Here is a 16683-nt window from a genome sequence, read left to right on the forward strand (position 1 = left end):
TTTTTCTAATTAAAAAGACTCAAAATTTCTTCATCTGTTAACTTACTTAATATTTTTCCATCCATTACCTCTCCATTCATTACATTATTAATAAGTTCTTTTTTACTTTCTTGTAATTTCACTATTTTTTCTTCTATAGTACCTTGTGAAATTAATTTTATTACTTCTACAACTTTTTTTTGCCCTATTCTATGAGCTCTATCTGTTGCTTGCTCTTCAATAGCTGGGTTCCACCATGGATCAAAATGAATAACCAAGTTAGCTGAAGTTAGGTTTAATCCTGTTCCTCCTGCTTTTAGAGATATTAAAAATACTTTTATATGAGGACTTTCATTAAATTTATTCACAAGATTTATCCTTTCTTTGGCTTTAACGCTACCATCTAGATATAAATATTCTATATCTTCTTTAGATATTTCTTCTTCTATTTTCTTTAATACAGATGTGAATTGAGAAAATATTAATATCTTTTTATTACAATCTATTGCATTACTCACAATATCAATTGTGGCTTTTATCTTTCCACTTCCACCTGAGTATTCTTTAATTAGAATTGATGGATCTAAACATAGTTGTCTAAGCTTTGTTAAATAAGAGAATATTGTTATTTTATCTTCTTTATTTAACTTCATTTTTGATTTAACATCCTTCATATAACTTTTATAAATTTGTTTTTGTGCAACTGTCATTTCCACCAAATATTTTTTCTCTATTTTATCTGGAAGTTCTTCTGCAACATCTTTCTTTAATCTTCTTAATATAAATGGTTTAATTAATGTTTTTAATTCTTCAATATTCTTTCCACCAGTATTTATAAATTTTTCTTTAAACTTCTGCTGGGTATAAAGAAATCTAGGCATTATAAAATCAAATATCGACCAAAGCTCAGTAAGATTATTTTCAATAGGTGTTCCTGTTAATGCAATTCTATACTTTGCATTAATGCTTTTAACTATGTTTGTATTTTGAGATGTAGGATTTTTAATATTTTGAGCTTCATCAATAATACAATAATCAAATATATTATTTTTATAATTTTCAAAGTCATTTCTTAATGTTCCATAGGTAGTAAGAAGCACATCATACTCCTGCTGCTTTTCTAATACCTTTGCTCTTTCATCCAAACTTCCATGAATTATACCAATCTTAAGAGTTGGTGCAAAATTACTAAATTCATCTTTCCAATTATAAATTAAAGATGTTGGAGTAATAACTAAAGTTTTGCTCTCTTTTTTTGAAAGTAAAAATGCTATGGTTTGTATTGTTTTTCCAAGACCCATTTCGTCTGCTAAAATCCCACCAAACCCCATATTAGATAATTCGCTAAGCCAATTATATCCTACTAATTGATAAGATCTTAATGTAGCATTTAAATCTTTAGGAGCTTTTAGATTTTTATGTTCTCTATTAGTTAGGCTTGTTCTTATACTTTTAAGTGCCTCTTCCCCCTTGATAAAATCTAGACCTTTATTTTTAATAATATTATCTAAATAAAGCGCCTTATTTCTATCTATTTTTATAATATCTTCTTTTAATTTTTCTCCATTACTTAAATCTTCTATTAAATTTAAGAATCCTACTACTCTTTTATCTGTTAAATCTAAAAAATCATTTTTTTCAGTTTTAAAAAAGTTTCTATTTTCCTTTACTGCATTTAAAGAATTTTGTAGTTCTCTCAAACTTAAATCTCCTACATTATATTTAAAAGAAAAATACCCGTCTTCCTCTTCTACTACTCCCTCAATAAATGTTGAATTTATTAACCTCATTTTCTTAAACTCATTAGATAAATGTATTTCGCCTAATTTTCTAAGATTTTCTAATTCAAAAGATAATAAATTGAAAATATCCTCATCTTCCCCTATAAATACAAAGCTACCCTCTTTCTTTATAAATCTAAGTCTTTCAAGTTCCATACAAATTTTATCTTCCTTTTTTAAATCTCTTAAAAAACCTTTATTGTTAGATTCATTTATTAAGTCTATTTTTTCTCCTAAATAATTAATCTTAACTCTGCAATAAACCTTATTATCATATTTTTCAAAATGAAACTGTGGAAATGTTAATTTTTCTGTAAATTCCTTTACTCTTTCATCCAAGGTAATTTCATTCGATATTTTCTTTAGTATATTAATTAATTTTTCTAATACCTCTATTGATTTATTAAACTTAATTTGCCCCGTACTTTTCAGTTCATTATATAAGGGTTTATAATACTTTATCTGTTCCATTGACGGAATATATAACTTTCTATCATAAATATAAACATCATTATTTTCATTAAGTGGTATAGGAAACTTCTTTTTTGTTCTTAAAATAAAAAAATTCCCTTCTAACTTTAGATTAAATCCTATTGGTAAATCTTTTCTTAAAACTTCTGAAGCGTAATCTAAATAATCATAATTCAAGACTATTTTCTTTTTTGAATTTACTAGGTTTAAAAATTTTCTTAAAGTATTTGGTGCAATTCTTAATGATTTTCCTTTTGCCATTTGATAACTTCCATTTTTTAAATCTTTACTTAACTCTATGTATTCTTTTATAAAATTCAAAACCGATTCATCTTCAGCGCAAAATATATCCTCATAAGGTTTATATGTAAATTCTTTATTAAATGTATTTGGTCTATTTAGATTTCTTGTATTAATAAATTCTTCTAGTGAATTTATTAAATTAGTACTTTTTCTTCCTATTCTAAATTCAGCCTCATAATAGTTTGCATACTTCTCATTAACATGTTTTAGTTTTATATCTAGGTTAAGAGGCGAAACTTCATTATTACTTCTTACTGACTTTAAAATACTATTACCCTTATTTTCACTTTTTTCACCTTCTACACTTTTTTCTTTATCACCTATTATTTTCTTTTTAGCTAAATCATAAAACATGTACATTATTGCCAGATTATGTTTACATACATATATATTAGTAAGCTTAGAATTATCCTCAGATTCATTACAAGTACACTTACAACTTAGCAGAGTTTCATTTTTAATATTTATTTTGATATGGGAATTGAATTCACTAGTACTATTTTCATTTTTGACTTTTCCATATATGTTATATATAAAATCTATTTTTTTGCTTTTTATATTTGAGGCTAACCCTTTATTAAACATTAACTCCCCTTCTTTTCTATTAAAGTTAGATCCCGAATCTAATACTTTATCTACTAATTCTTTTAAATTCATCTACTCACCCTATTCTATTTATTTGCTTGTTATTTTTTAAAAATCCATTCTATAGATTATAATATCATATCTAGTCTAAAATAAGACATATGCAAATAAATAACAAATCAGTATTGTTGTATTTATTTGAATATGCCTAATATAAAATAATATTTATTTTAAAAATAAAAAAGACCAGAATCTAATATTTCTATTGATTCTAGCCTTCATAGTTTATATTATTTAGTTTTCCAAAGTCCATGTATATTACAATATTCTCTAACTGTTTCTATTTCTCCATCAAATTTAAATGTTGCTTCTGGAGCTTCTCCTGGGTTTAGTTCTTTTCTAAAAATTGTTCCATCAGTTGTTATAAGTTCTATCCATTCTATATAATGTTTTTCTTCCATAGGATGTGTTACTGATCCTACTTTCACATTTACTCCACCATTTATTTTTTCTACAACTGGTATATGTTTTTCTGTAGCTGCATCAACTGAATTTTCTTTAAGTAATGTCATTGGTTTATTGCAACACACAAGTGTTCCACCTCCGCCATTAATAACCTCAACCATAGACCCACATATTTCACAACAATAAATTTCATTTTTCTTACTCATTAAAGTACCTCCTTATTTATGTTATCTTGTATTTGTATCTCTCTAATAAGTAGTATATCATAACTATTTATTAAAGATATTAAAATATTTCAAATATTAAAATATATTTAATTGTAATATAACTAACCTACTTTGAGCATACTACTTTTATAACTTTTTTTAGAAAGGAGTCGATAACATGGAAAGAGAACACTATCTTATTAATGATCTTACTAATGAAAATGTTAAAACTCAAGTTAAAAATGCTCTTGAAAAAATTGAAGGTGTAAATAAGGTTTGTATTGACCTTGGACGTGGAAGCGTTGAAGTTATATATAATGAACCTGCTACACGAGATGAAATTAAAATTTGTATAGAAGATACAGGACATAAAATTCAATCCTAATAACTATCTAAATAAATGAATATATATATCCTTTACTCGGTTCTATAAGATATATCCAAAGGAGTGATAATAATGGCTAGTTATACCGGTGTTGTTAAATGGTTTAATGAAGAAAATGGATATGGATTTATATCCTGTAATGAAGGTGCTGATGTTTTTGTTCATCATTCTCAAGTAAAAGAGAAAGGTAATAATAAGGATCTTCATGAAGGTCAAAATGTAACTTTTGACATACAACAAGAAGAGAAGGGTTCAACAGCATTTAACGTTCAAAAAATGGATTAATTTCAAATTCAAAAGCATTAACCATAATTTGGTTAATGCTTTTTGCAATTATAAACTCGTAATATTTATTATTATTTGATTTATTTAAAATTTTATCAATATTTATTTTCAACTGTATGCTTAATGCTATTAGGTAATTTCAAAATATTCTCTTTTATAAATAGAGGGTATAAATATAAGTCTTTAATTTCTTCTAATGGTTTCCAGTAGAAAACAAGTCTATGCTTCCCACCTTCAGTCATAATAAACTCATTTCCTTTTTCAAATATTTTTTCATCATTTAATTCTAATAAATAATAAAATCCTATTTCATGAAAATTTTCTCCAGACTCATCATCTTTGAAAAAACTTTCTACTATCCATAGCATTCTTTTCACATTAACATCAATATTAATTTCTTCTCTTATCTCTCTTTTTATTGCATCAGCGCTAAGTTCCTGCAATCCAACTTTTCCGCCTGGAATATAATAATATGGAGAGTTTTCATCTTTCATAACTAGCAATTTATTATTATGAATAATGATTCCAGCTACTCTATAGACAAACCGTACTGTTTCCGTTTTAAATGTAATATCTGTCACCTTACTACCTCCAAATAATTCTATACTTTTCTAACTTAGGCATCTGTAAATAAATAGAAAGTCAGTATTTTTATCTTTTTAATTATACCATAATTTACTATATTATTTGTAATTAAACAAATTTCTTTTCGCCTAATTTACAAGAACCTATAACCATTATTATTGATAAACATAGTATAATCGCCATTGGCACTAATATATCAGTATTATCTACTCCTTGTTCTATTTTCTTAATAAATACAACTAACCATTTTGTTATAGTCACATTACTTACATACTTTAATGATGTAGGCATTTTATCCAAAGGTAAAAATACGCCCCCTAGTAATGACATTATTAAAGCAATTACAGATGCAACTATACTAGCTTGCAAGTCACTTTTACATAAAGCAACAATAAAGCTACTTAAGCTGGTTGCAATAATAGCTATAGTAAATCCAATAACAAGTAACTGCATTCCAGTAATTCCAATATCTATTGGCAAACTCATTAATATAATAATCGCTATTATTATTTGTACAATCGTATTTAAGAGATTATATAAATATATTCCTAATACATATATGATTGGTTTATGTGGAGATATTAAAAACCGTTTTAATATCCCATCCTCTTTATCCTTTATTAAATTACAGGCTGATAAGGTACATGTTATTATTAATGTTAATAATATAAACCCACCACTTCTCTCTGCTATTGTCATTTTTTCATTTTCTATTTTTAACAAAGCATTTTCAAATCCCTTTAGCTCTTTATTTGCAAAATATTCATTCATAACTTGTTCAATATTTTCCTTTACCTCAAGATCTAAAGCAGTTACTTTGAATGATTCATCCTTATTTAGTTGAATTACAGCCATATATTTTCCAAGAATCATATCAGTATTAATACTTTCTTCATTTGCAGTCTTTATATCTAATCCATTTATAGAACTAGATTCTTCTTTGAGTTCCTCATATATATTTCCTGACCCATTATTAATTATCCCTATATTAATAGAAGGTTTCATAAGACTATTAATGGCTATTGCAGCTATTATTGAAATAACTGGAATTAACAATCCTAATATTAGTTTTTTTTTATATTTTAAACTTCTTCTAAACTCATTATTTACAACTATTAATATACCCATTATAGAAACATCTCCCGTCTAAATCTTTTAACAGCTCCAAAGGTAAATATTATACCTAAAGCTAATGTTATCCCTACTGCTATTAGATACACCTGAATACTATTATCGTTAATCATTAAAAATATACCTCTATTAATCCACGTTAATGGTGATATATAACTTATAATTTCTACAGTTCTTCCTAAAGATCCTATAGGAAAGAAACTTCCACCTAACATTGCCATAATTAATATTGGAGTGCTTATAAAATTTTTAACTTGCATAAAATCTTTTGTACTTACCCCTATAAAAGTACCCATTGCACAGGACATAAACGCCACTATTGAAAATAAAATATATAAATAAAAAAACTTCCCACAGTAATCTACCTTAAATACAAATTTGCATATTCCCATTAAGATGAAATTATAGATCATTATAGAAATAGTAGATGGTATAATTTTAGATAGCACTATAGCAGTCTTACTAATTGGGGCTATAATAAACCTTTCTCCGCATTTATACATGCTTTCTTCTCTTGTAATATATACAAGCGTTACTGATTCTAAAAATATAGAAAAAGGTATAGTTACCATACTATAATAATAGTATGAAGTTATTTTATTCTCTCCCGAAAAATAATTTGATGCCATATATCCAAGAATTCCTATTAAAAACAAAGGAAATACAGTTCCATAACTTATTAAAAAAGAATCCTTAATTCTTCTCTTCATCCCTATTTTAAATAATACATTAAACCCACTCATAACTTCACATCTCCTAATCTCTTAATTCTTTTCCAGTTAAGTGTAAAAAGATTTCCTCTAAACTATTTAATCCCTTTTCCTTATATTTTTTCTTAATTTCTTCTTTATCTCCTTCCTCAATTATTATCCCTTCATCTACTATAATTAACCTTGAACATATAGACTCAACCTCTTCCATGTAATGCGATATATATATTATCGATGTCCCCTCATCTCTAAGTTTCTTTGTTACTTCTAATATTTTATTTCTTGACTGAGGATCTATCCCAACTGTTGGCTCATCTAAAATTAATATTTTAGGTCTATGCACTATTGAACAAGCTATATTAAGTCTTCTTTTCATTCCACCTGAGAAAGAATCCGGATAATCCTTTTTTCTATCCCAAAGACCTACATTCTCTAATGCCTCTTTAGCTCTTTCTTTTAATTCATTTCCTTTTAATCCATATAAAGAACCGAAAAACTTTACATTACCATAAGCAGAAAGATCTGAAAAAAGTGCAATATCTTGTGGAACTAAACCTAATTGCCTTTTAAACTCTTCTTCATTTTCTTTAACATCTTTGCATTTAAATGATACAGAACCTTCATCCATATTTAATATTGTACATATCATATTTGTAACTGTACTTTTTCCAGCTCCATTAGGTCCTAATAATCCAACAATCTCTTTTTCTCTAATATCAAATGTTATTCCTTTTACTACTTGTCTATCCCCCAAATTTTTCTTCAATTCTCTAATTTCTAAAACTTTTTTCATTTTAGCACCCCTATATTAAATATTTTATATACAACCTTTAGTATTAACCTTAAAATTTTAGCAATGACTTATCATTGCTAAGTATTTTAAAAACATATTTAGTTTTTTTCTTCTCCAATAATAGTTATTAATCTTTCTAAAGCATTTTTAGCTCCAGTAGGATCATTTAATATAATATTTTTTAATTCTTTTAAGCTTGCTTTATTGATATTAATATCCTCTGAATCCTTTTCATCTAACTCTGCAAAATTAAAACTTTTAATCATAACTTCATTCTTTTCGCTTAATTCACAATATAAATCAAATTCTTCAATTAAGCTTTCATGCCATTTAATTTCATATTCATAGTTACATATAGTCATTTCAAAAGAAAGCCTTTCCACTTGTGTACTACAATCATTTATTTTTATACCTTTCCAATAATTCCAGTATTCTAACTTTTTATTAAGCTCTTTTATACGCTCTTCAATTATACTAATAGCTTCATCTTTATCTAATTTATTAAATGTTATTGGTAAAATAAATTTATCTATATTCAAAGGAACTAAAGGCTTATCTAATTCTTTTTCAATTTCCTTCTTAAGTTCAATTACTCCTAAATCAGTAATTTCATATATACGCCTTACCCTTGACCCTCGGTTTTCTTCCCTTACTAATCTTATTTCTCCATTTTTATCCATTTTACTTAAAGCATAATATATTGAGCCAGCTTTAATATTTGTCCAGGCTTCAAACCCACTTGCTTGTATAAACTTTTGAATTTCATATCCATGTGTAGCTTTAATATTTAAATAATATAAAATTAGTACTTTAACCATATTGACTCCTTACTATTGTAATTTTAAAATATAAAACCTTGTATATTTTCCTCTTATTATCATATTATACTAAACCTTGTATAGTGTCAATAATAGTTAATATTTTTTAGTACTATTTTATTGTGCTAAATATCTAGTAATAATTAAAAACTTCTTGTAAGGTCATTTTTGATCACTAACTATTCTGCTGAGTATTTTTTTATTTCTTCAAACTCTTCTTTTGTTATTCCTAACATACTAATTATAGTTTCATCATCTAATCCTAATGCTGTCAATTTTTTAACTCTTCCAATCATTGTTGTTATTTCTACTGTTTGTTTTATTCCCATTTTAAATCCTCCTCTTAAAGTCCATTTACTTTATTTTCTATCGGATTATACATATATAATAAGTCAATTATAAAATTTCTAGTATCTGAATCTAATTTTCTAGTACTTGAAATAGATTTCACTTGAAAAAATTTACTTACTAAACTATATGCTAGTTCACAAATAAACAATCCATTCTTAGCTATCCTAGAATCTTTTAATAATTCCTTGAAATTAATACCCATTTCATTTATATAATCTTTAGTTATGCAATATACTTCTTCAATACTTAACAGTTTTAAGGCTATGTCAAAATCATATTCTCTTTCTTTTGGAAACTGCTTAAGTAAACCTAAATAATTATCAATATGTTTTGAATTTACAAATTCTATTTTGTTTTCCATTAGCACTCATCTCCTTTAAACTAATTGTATAATAGAAATTTGTCAATTTTGTTTCAAATCAATACTCTTAATAAAATTTTAATAATTTCCCCTTAATATATCTTTTTCAAATAAACAAATATAGATACATCAATTTATTATCCCTCATAATCCTATCCTCCCTATATTTCTATATTCCTCTAAACATTCGCCAATAATTTTAATTCCCTCTTCAATTTCTTCTAAAGTTAATCTTGATAAACCTAGTCTTAATGTATTTTTTCCAGTATTATCTACCGTGAATATATCTCCTGGTGTAAATATAACATTTCTTTTATAGCATTTTTGAAGTAGTTCTCTTGAATTTACACCATCTATTCCTATATAAATATGCAAGCCTCCCTCTCCGTATATAAAGGTTGGCTTGATATATTTATTTATACATTCTAATGCAAATTCGTATCTTTCTTTATAAGATTTCCTCACTTTTTTAACATGCTTTTCAAAAGCTCCAGATTTTAAATATTCATATAATATTCCTTGATCTAAAAATGATGTATGAATATTTTTGCATCTTTTAACGCTTTCTAAGGTTTCTATTATCTTTTTATCTCCAACTATCCATCCAACTCTAATTCCTGGAAATAATATTTTTGAGAAACTTCCTATATAAACAACTCCGCTTCCACCTTTATCTAAAGCCGCAAGTGGAGAAATATGTGTACTATTATATAGAAGTTCCTCATTAAATCCATCCTCTATTATTGGAACATTATATTTTTTGAATATATTATAAACTTGATATCTTTTTTCTCCAGTTATTACTATGCCTGTAGGATTATGATATGAAGGAATTAAATATCCAAACTTAATTCCGCCTAACTTTAATTTATCTTCAAGCTCCTCAACATCTATTCCATCTTGTTTCATATTTACTCCAACTATATCTAACCCATGAACTTTCATAATCTTTATAGATGTGTTATGCGTGGGATTTTCACATATAATCTTATCTCCTGGATTTGTATAAGCTGTAAGTAACATTTCTAGCCCTTCTGTAAATCCATTGGTTATTATAATGTCTTTATTGTTTGTTTGAATCCCCTTTCCATTCATATATTCTAAAAGGTATTCCATTAATGGCTTATAACCTTTTGCATATCCATAATTCAATATTTTGTGACCTTCTATTGAGATTCTATTTAGGAAAGCTTTTTTAAATTCATCCATATCAAAAAGATTTCCATCTGGCGAAATACTCTTAAATGAAATTAAATTCTTTTCCCAGGAAATTTCATGTTTAACTATATCCAATTTTTCTGCAAGTTTACCATAACTATTAGTTCTTTCTTCCCATTTTACTTTCCAACCATCTTCATTAATAAATTTCTTTATAGAAATAAATGTACCTTTTCCCTTTATTGTATATACTACACCTTCACATTCCAGGTTTTCATAAGCAGTTATTACTGAATTACGGCTCACATTTAAAAGTTTTCCAAGTTCTCTTGTTGCTGGTAGTTTTCCATTATTAACAACCATACCATCTTTAATCATATCTTTTATATAGTTTTCAATTTGTAAATAGATAGGTTCTTCTTTATTAAAAACGAAACTAGAAAATATCAATATTTTTTCAACTCCTAAATAAGTGAATACTCTATTATCTTGTCTAATAATTCACTAAATTCTATTCCTTTTGCCTTTGCACTTTTAGGAATAATACTTGAAGTTGTCATACCTGGCAATGTATTAACTTCAAGTACATATGGTATTCCATTACTTACTATCATATCAATTCTACAATAGCTCTTGCAACCTAAAACATCCCAAATATTCTTTGAAATTTCATTTACCTTTGATTGTAAGCTCTCTTCTAATTTTACAACTGTCTCTTCTGCACCACCTTTATCATATTTAGATGAGTAATCGAAGAATTCACCATTTTTAGCCTTTATAATTACAGTTGGAAAAACTTCTCCATTTAAAACAAACGAGGTAATTTCTTCTCCGTTAATATATTTTTCTATTATAACCTCATTATCATATTTTAGACCTTCTCTTACAGCATTTTCTACATCCTTCTCATATTTAACACAAAAAGTTGCCACACTAGATCCACCATTATTAGGTTTTATAAAAATAGGATAATCAAATGTTCTTATTTTTTCATAATTAATTTCCTCTATTGATTTAACTGTAATCCATGGTGCTGTTTTAACTCCAACAGTTTGAATAATTCTTTTAGTAAGTCCTTTATTCATACAAACCGAACTAGTTAATACCCCACATCCGCTATAAGGGATTTCTAAAGATTCAAGCAAGCCTTGAATTGTTCCATCTTCACCAAAATGACCATGTAATGCTATAAATGCAAAATCAATGCCCTTAACTTTTTCAATAACCTCACTTTTAGAATTTATTAATATTGGTATTATTTCTTTATAGTTATTAATATTTAAATTCCTTAACACTTCTCTTCCCGACATTAAGGATATTTCTCTTTCTGAAGATACCCCACCCATTATTACTCCAATTCTCATTTAACAACACTCCTTAATACTTCTTATGCTTTTATTATATGAATCTATCCTTAAATAAAAAAGGACCACTCCCAATGTAAATATTGAGGTTAGTGGTCCACTATATATAATTTTATAATTATATATAGTATAATTTAGAATATATTAATATTCATAAAGGAGATTTTTTTATGTTTTATGATTACCATATGCACTGTAGTTATTCAGCTGATTCAAATACCCCTATGAAGGATATGATAGAAAAATCAATAGAATTAGGGCTTAAAGAAATTTGTTTCACAGATCATGTAGATTATGATGTAATCGGCAACCCTAATGTTAAGGTTGATTACAATAAATATTTTGAGGAAATAGATTTTTTTAAAAATAAATACGCCAATGCTATTTCTATTAAAAAAGGAATTGAAATGGGGCTTCAGTCTCATATATTAGATAGATGTTCTAAAGAGATAAGAGAACATGATTTTGATTTTGTTATAGGATCTATTCATACTATAAATAAAAATGAGTTATTTACTGGAGATTTCCATAAGGGTAAAACTCAATATGAGGCCTATGAAGGTTACTATAAAACTTTATTAGAAATAATTAGTTCTTTTAATGATTATTCTGTTTTAGGACACCTTGATTTAATCAAAAGATATGGTAACTATAATAATATTTTAGATGATAGCTTATTTTCTGATTATTTAGAAGCTATTCTTAAAAAAGTTATTCAAAATGGTAAGGGAATTGAACTTAATACATCTTCTTTTAGATATAATCTTAAGGATTTAACTCCCTCTGTAAACATCCTTAAAATGTATAAGGACTTAGGAGGAGAAATTATTACTGTTGGATCTGACTCACATAATCCAGGTCAAGTAGCCTTTAATTTTGAATATGTTCATAATATCCTTAGGGATATTGGTTATAAATATGTTTGTAGATTTGATAAAATGAATGTTGAATTTATAAAACTATAATTTATTTGGATAATACAAAACTTCTTTTCTTCCCTAGAAGTTTTGTAGGTTCGTATAACAAAAAATGCCACTGCAAATAATAATATTACAAATAAATATTTATATATCTCCTTAATGCTTCCACCTTTCTAAATATCTATTATTGACTGCTTTACCCACCTTGTTGGCATAAAACATGATATCTTTTCAATAACTGGAGGCATTATTTCTATGCTTTTCATATTATAAAGTTTTTCTAAATCTATTATTATATCCAGTTAAAATATATTAAACAACATGTTATATCCAAGGCTTCTCCTACTAACTTATTTTTTAGTAAATATTGTTTGTCCCCTGTTTTTATTCGTGTATAATTAATATGTAAACTAAATTATATTAGGCGGTTTTATAAGACTGTGTTGATTTTTAATTAAAAATTAGTAAAATCCGTCAAAACTAAATTAACAAAAAAAGAGCAACCGAGTTGCTCTTTTGATTCGTTCGTAATATCCTAAGATGGTTCAAATCTATCAGTAAAAAATACATCTTCGATAGTTAATTGTGCAAATCCTTCTTTTTTTAGTATTCTACCAGTTTCTATATATTCTTTCTAAGGCATCATACCTTCTAAATGAAACTTATTACTAAAATCTTTTCCATTGATAGTTAAGGTAAGAGTTATTTCACCAGTGGCTTCTGTTTTAGGAACTTCAGCTACGTAATGAATTTCTCTCGTTTCAAGTGGTTTTATTGAATTATCTTTTTCTAAATTATGACCATTAGCACTTTCTGCAATAGAAAAACACTTATAATCATTACTGTTGGTTTTTATCTTTGCAGTGATTGTGTCCTCTGCCATTCTAGTTTTATCATTCAAATTGTGCACATTTAGAATAAAATCTATATAAATATTATTTTCAGTCTTCACCTTATAACAGGAAGAGCTTTCAGTAATAATTGAAGGCTCGATTTTTGGTGTAAGATTAACGTCCTTTAAATAATATTCATAAACCCCCGGTACTGTATTATTCCCTGCAACAATGAGCAACTCATTTTTAGTTGCATTTTGTTGAGTATTTTGTTGAGTATTCTGATCCTTTTGTTTACTTTCTACTGGATTTTCAGCAGATGGAGGGGGAGTTTTTACACTTTCTTTTTCCGAACTCTCAGTGCTTCTAACTGATTGGTTTATACTTGATTTAGAAGAATCATCTTTTCCTACTGAATTATTTTTTTTCCCACATGCAACAAGTGACAGAGATAATAACAATAATCCTAATTTCAAAAATAGCTTTTTATTCATTTCACATCTCCTCTATATCTTCTTATTTACTGATTACAATTTCGCTCCATTACAAATATATTCTTATTATAGCATATTGTGTAAATTACGTATTAGTATAAATAGCCAACCCAAGGTATAGAATTCAATTCATTATAATAAATAGGACTATTTAATATACCTTTTAAATGATTCTAGGGCTGAGTAATAACTATATAGGTAGGTATAGTAAAGAAAAATATCCTTGAATTGCGAACTAAAAAATACCGCTTATTCACTTTAAATAATACGGTATTTCTATAAATATATTTTTAATTTTATTTTTGTAATATTTTAAGAATGTGTAGTAACTACCTATATTAAGAATCTCTTTTAAATTATCTTCTTAAAAGCACCTAACTTTTTACCATAAACTAATGAAGCAATCTCTCTACTTATATATGTACCACCAGTATCTTTCATCGATAAGCATGTGTATTTTACTAAATCATTGCTTAATACAACAATGGTAATATCGTCATCAATATATTTCTCAAAATGAGAAGTGTAACCATTTGGAATTGACCCACCATGGCATATACTTTTACAATCAAAATGGTTTTTCACAAATAATCCATATCCATATTTCACATATTTACCATTATGGTGAGGCTTTTGCATTTCCTTTACTATTTGAGTTTTCAATAGTTTACCGTCCTGAATTGCTCTATCAAGCAAATAAAAATCACCAACAGTTGATACAATATCACCACAAGCAAAGAACATTGATGGGTCCATATAGAACCCTTTTTCACCCTTAATATAATTATTTGCTACTTTTTTTTGTTCCTCGTCTATAAAACCTGAATTATTCATTTTAGCAGGAATAAATATATAATTTTTAACATATTGGTGATAGTTCATTCCAGAAACTATTTCAATTATCAATCCAAGAATAAGATAATTAGTATTACTGTACGACCATTTTTCACCAATAGGGAATTTCAATTTATAACCTTTTACAATTTGTAGTATTTCTTGGGGTGTATGATGTTCGCCCCATTTTATTTCTTTTTTTAACATTATGTAGTTAGGTATACCAGAAGTATGATTCAGAAGATGATGAATTGTAATTCCATGACCCTTGTAGAAGTCTGGAATATAATCTTCAATATTCTGTTGTGTTGAAAGCATACCTTTTTCTGATAACTGCATAATACATAATGCAGTTATTGCCTTTGTCATAGAACCAATCATGAATTTTGTTTGAGGTGTATTTTTTATTCCTTTTTCTTTATTTGAATATCCATATGATTCATTAAATATAATTTCATTATTTTTTGATAACAATACATTACCACTAAATTTTTTTTGTTTTTTAAAGTATTCATTTAAATTAATATTCATTATTGACCTCCTCCGATAACTTGTCCATATTTTATATATTCACTATTAAACTAGTTCGTATTACAAGGATATTGTTCAACAACACCAGTTCTTTAAACTTCACCTTGTAATGATTTCATAAGTTTCACTCCCATTACAGTTGCAGGGATCCTATAGCTTGGAGAAAGATTTGATAATATAACAACACCTACTTGTTTTTCTTTATCAAAAGCAATATAACTATTGAAGTTACTTGTCCCCCCATTATGCCAAACAATATTATTTTCCCGATCAATCATCCATCCAATACCTGCTGCATCCATTCTAATCCCCATTTTTTCATTTCTCTTTGATGTTGCATTTATGTTTTCAATAGTTTTATGGGCTTGTGAAAGATACTGTTTTTCCTCTGATATTTGTAATTGAACATACTTCATCATATCTGTAATGGTAGAAACAAGCCCTCCTGCCGGTAAGTACCCATCATTAGCATTCCAATGCCAGTATTCCTCTATAGCTCCAGTACCATCAGAAATCTTAGTATTTTGAAGTCCTAAATCATTATTAATAAAAGAATTCATCAGCGTAGTATAATCTGTATCATATATTTCTGCTAGGACACTTCCTACCACTGATAAGCCAAAGTTAGAATAGTTAAAGTCATAATCCTTATTCTTAAGTGCTACTTTACTAATTTTCTTATTGAGTTTTTCTTCACTAATACCATAAAAGTCATTTTTTTCACCCTTAAAAAAGTTTGATATCATTTGTCCATCAAAATAATATCCTTTAAACCCAGAAGTGTGTGTTACAAGTCTTCTTAAAGTAGGATAATATTCCTTTGGTGCCAAGTTCAAATAGTCATCAATTGAACTATCTAAAGTTACATTACCTCCATCAATTGCTTTACATAAAAGGCTAGTTGTGAATGTTTTTGTCAATGAACCTATTTCATATTCGTGTTCTTCACTTGGTAGCACCTCTCCATCGTTACCATAGACTACAAATTCCATTTTCCCATCTTTTATAGTGCCAACTGTTATTCTAGCTTCATCATTGTTTTTTGTTGTATAACTTAACATTTCCTCAAATGTCATAGAAGGTATCAAACTCATTTTATAGGAAACTACGCAAAAAAATATCCCTGCACCAATAGATGAAGTAGATATTATAATAGCAATCCACTTTACTATTTTCCTATTCACCTTAACCATACTATCTAATTCTCCTCTTTAATTAAATTCATAACTTTACCTAGGATTTTTTTTAAAAATATACAATGATAAACGTGTTAACAAAGAACCATAAAATAAACAATCCTATTACTACAATGATTGAATTCCACATGTTACTTATCATAC

The 16683-nt window shown here is 27.0% G+C and carries 17 protein-coding genes; 3 read left to right on the forward strand and 14 right to left on the reverse strand.

Features of this window, described 5'->3' with window-relative positions; all coding sequences use genetic code 11:
- Positions 1-5: 5 nt before the first annotated feature.
- Together J1C67_RS17955 and J1C67_RS17960 are read right to left on the reverse strand one after the other, a co-directional pair.
- Positions 6-3191 carry a DEAD/DEAH box helicase gene (locus tag J1C67_RS17955; protein ID WP_167865450.1) on the reverse strand — a complete coding sequence of 1062 codons (3186 nt, stop codon included), beginning with the start codon at positions 3189-3191 and terminating at the stop codon, positions 6-8.
- 218 nt (positions 3192-3409) lie between these two features.
- Positions 3410-3790 (reverse strand): desulfoferrodoxin, encoded by a 381-nt coding sequence (locus tag J1C67_RS17960; protein ID WP_167865449.1) that lies wholly within the window; start codon positions 3788-3790, stop codon positions 3410-3412.
- Between the two features lie 178 nt (positions 3791-3968).
- Here J1C67_RS17960 and J1C67_RS17965 point away from each other — a divergent pair, with 178 nt between their 5' ends.
- Entirely contained in the window at positions 3969-4175 is a 207-nt protein-coding gene (locus tag J1C67_RS17965; protein WP_167865448.1) for a heavy-metal-associated domain-containing protein, read from the forward strand.
- A 72-nt stretch (positions 4176-4247) separates the two neighbouring features.
- Entirely contained in the window at positions 4248-4460 is a 213-nt protein-coding gene (locus tag J1C67_RS17970; protein WP_167865447.1) for a cold-shock protein, read from the forward strand.
- Positions 4461-4555: 95 nt separating this feature from the next.
- On the opposite strand, the gene J1C67_RS17975 is transcribed toward J1C67_RS17970, so the two are convergent.
- The 9 genes from J1C67_RS17975 to J1C67_RS18015 all read right to left on the reverse strand — a co-directional run bounded on the left by J1C67_RS17975 (position 4556) and on the right by J1C67_RS18015 (position 11731).
- Positions 4556-5041: an NUDIX hydrolase gene (locus J1C67_RS17975; RefSeq protein WP_207253536.1), complete on the reverse strand. Its 486-nt coding sequence runs from the start codon at positions 5039-5041 to the stop codon at positions 4556-4558.
- 112 nt (positions 5042-5153) lie between these two features.
- On the reverse strand, positions 5154-6173 hold the full coding sequence (locus J1C67_RS17980) for an ABC transporter permease (RefSeq protein WP_167865446.1): 1020 nt from the start codon (positions 6171-6173) through the stop codon (positions 5154-5156).
- Positions 6173-6919: an ABC transporter permease gene (locus J1C67_RS17985; protein ID WP_167865445.1), complete on the reverse strand. Its 747-nt coding sequence runs from the start codon at positions 6917-6919 to the stop codon at positions 6173-6175. Before J1C67_RS17985 ends, J1C67_RS17980 begins: the two co-directional genes overlap by 1 nt.
- A gap of 13 nt (positions 6920-6932) precedes the next feature.
- Positions 6933-7679, reverse strand: coding sequence for an ABC transporter ATP-binding protein (locus J1C67_RS17990; protein ID WP_167865444.1), 747 nt, complete (start codon positions 7677-7679; stop codon positions 6933-6935).
- A 98-nt stretch (positions 7680-7777) separates the two neighbouring features.
- Complete coding sequence (locus J1C67_RS17995) at positions 7778-8497, reverse strand: PadR family transcriptional regulator (protein WP_167865443.1); 720 nt, start codon at positions 8495-8497, stop codon at positions 7778-7780.
- A gap of 179 nt (positions 8498-8676) precedes the next feature.
- A complete protein-coding gene (locus J1C67_RS18000) occupies positions 8677-8826 on the reverse strand; it encodes a hypothetical protein (protein WP_167865442.1) in 150 nt (49 codons plus the stop codon).
- A 14-nt stretch (positions 8827-8840) separates the two neighbouring features.
- Positions 8841-9209, reverse strand: coding sequence for a hypothetical protein (locus J1C67_RS18005; protein WP_089968232.1), 369 nt, complete (start codon positions 9207-9209; stop codon positions 8841-8843).
- Positions 9210-9353: 144 nt separating this feature from the next.
- Complete coding sequence (gene pdxR, locus J1C67_RS18010) at positions 9354-10814, reverse strand: MocR-like pyridoxine biosynthesis transcription factor PdxR (RefSeq protein ID WP_423738882.1); 1461 nt, start codon at positions 10812-10814, stop codon at positions 9354-9356.
- 17 nt (positions 10815-10831) lie between these two features.
- Positions 10832-11731 (reverse strand): D-alanine--D-alanine ligase, encoded by a 900-nt coding sequence (locus J1C67_RS18015; protein WP_167865440.1) that lies wholly within the window; start codon positions 11729-11731, stop codon positions 10832-10834.
- A gap of 170 nt (positions 11732-11901) precedes the next feature.
- On the opposite strand from J1C67_RS18015, the gene J1C67_RS18020 reads away from it, so the two are divergent.
- Positions 11902-12696 carry a histidinol-phosphatase HisJ family protein gene (locus J1C67_RS18020; RefSeq protein ID WP_167865439.1) on the forward strand — a complete coding sequence of 265 codons (795 nt, stop codon included), beginning with the start codon at positions 11902-11904 and terminating at the stop codon, positions 12694-12696.
- Positions 12697-13285: 589 nt separating this feature from the next.
- Here J1C67_RS18020 and J1C67_RS18025 read toward each other — a convergent pair.
- From J1C67_RS18025 to J1C67_RS18035, 3 genes are all read right to left on the reverse strand, one after another.
- Positions 13286-13978 (reverse strand): hypothetical protein, encoded by a 693-nt coding sequence (locus J1C67_RS18025; protein ID WP_167865438.1) that lies wholly within the window; start codon positions 13976-13978, stop codon positions 13286-13288.
- A gap of 351 nt (positions 13979-14329) precedes the next feature.
- On the reverse strand, positions 14330-15343 hold the full coding sequence (locus J1C67_RS18030; RefSeq protein ID WP_207713822.1) for a serine hydrolase domain-containing protein: 1014 nt from the start codon (positions 15341-15343) through the stop codon (positions 14330-14332).
- Between the two features lie 92 nt (positions 15344-15435).
- A complete protein-coding gene (locus tag J1C67_RS18035; RefSeq protein WP_167865437.1) occupies positions 15436-16536 on the reverse strand; it encodes a serine hydrolase domain-containing protein in 1101 nt (366 codons plus the stop codon).
- Between the last annotated feature and the right edge of the window lie 147 nt (positions 16537-16683).

It is taken from the genome of Clostridium gasigenes (assembly GCF_017348895.1).
Lineage (GTDB): Bacteria > Bacillota > Clostridia > Clostridiales > Clostridiaceae > Clostridium > Clostridium gasigenes.

Excerpts from the sequence above, each read along its gene's own strand:
- J1C67_RS17955 (WP_167865450.1), bottom strand. The coding sequence starts at position 3,191 with ATGAATTTAAAAGAATTAGTAGATAAAGTATTAGATTCGGGATCTAAC.
- J1C67_RS17960 (WP_167865449.1), bottom strand. The coding sequence starts at position 3,790 with ATGAGTAAGAAAAATGAAATTTATTGTTGTGAAATATGTGGGTCTATG.
- J1C67_RS17965 (WP_167865448.1), top strand. The coding sequence starts at position 3,969 with ATGGAAAGAGAACACTATCTTATTAATGATCTTACTAATGAAAATGTT.
- J1C67_RS17970 (WP_167865447.1), top strand. The coding sequence starts at position 4,248 with ATGGCTAGTTATACCGGTGTTGTTAAATGGTTTAATGAAGAAAATGGA.
- J1C67_RS17980 (WP_167865446.1), bottom strand. The coding sequence starts at position 6,173 with ATGGGTATATTAATAGTTGTAAATAATGAGTTTAGAAGAAGTTTAAAA.
- J1C67_RS17985 (WP_167865445.1), bottom strand. The coding sequence starts at position 6,919 with ATGAGTGGGTTTAATGTATTATTTAAAATAGGGATGAAGAGAAGAATT.
- J1C67_RS17990 (WP_167865444.1), bottom strand. The coding sequence starts at position 7,679 with ATGAAAAAAGTTTTAGAAATTAGAGAATTGAAGAAAAATTTGGGGGAT.
- J1C67_RS17995 (WP_167865443.1), bottom strand. The coding sequence starts at position 8,497 with ATGGTTAAAGTACTAATTTTATATTATTTAAATATTAAAGCTACACAT.
- J1C67_RS18000 (WP_167865442.1), bottom strand. The coding sequence starts at position 8,826 with ATGGGAATAAAACAAACAGTAGAAATAACAACAATGATTGGAAGAGTT.
- J1C67_RS18005 (WP_089968232.1), bottom strand. The coding sequence starts at position 9,209 with ATGGAAAACAAAATAGAATTTGTAAATTCAAAACATATTGATAATTAT.
- J1C67_RS18015 (WP_167865440.1), bottom strand. The coding sequence starts at position 11,731 with ATGAGAATTGGAGTAATAATGGGTGGGGTATCTTCAGAAAGAGAAATA.
- J1C67_RS18020 (WP_167865439.1), top strand. The coding sequence starts at position 11,902 with ATGTTTTATGATTACCATATGCACTGTAGTTATTCAGCTGATTCAAAT.
- J1C67_RS18025 (WP_167865438.1), bottom strand. The coding sequence starts at position 13,978 with ATGAATAAAAAGCTATTTTTGAAATTAGGATTATTGTTATTATCTCTG.
- J1C67_RS18030 (WP_207713822.1), bottom strand. The coding sequence starts at position 15,343 with ATGAATATTAATTTAAATGAATACTTTAAAAAACAAAAAAAATTTAGT.
- J1C67_RS18035 (WP_167865437.1), bottom strand. The coding sequence starts at position 16,536 with ATGGTTAAGGTGAATAGGAAAATAGTAAAGTGGATTGCTATTATAATA.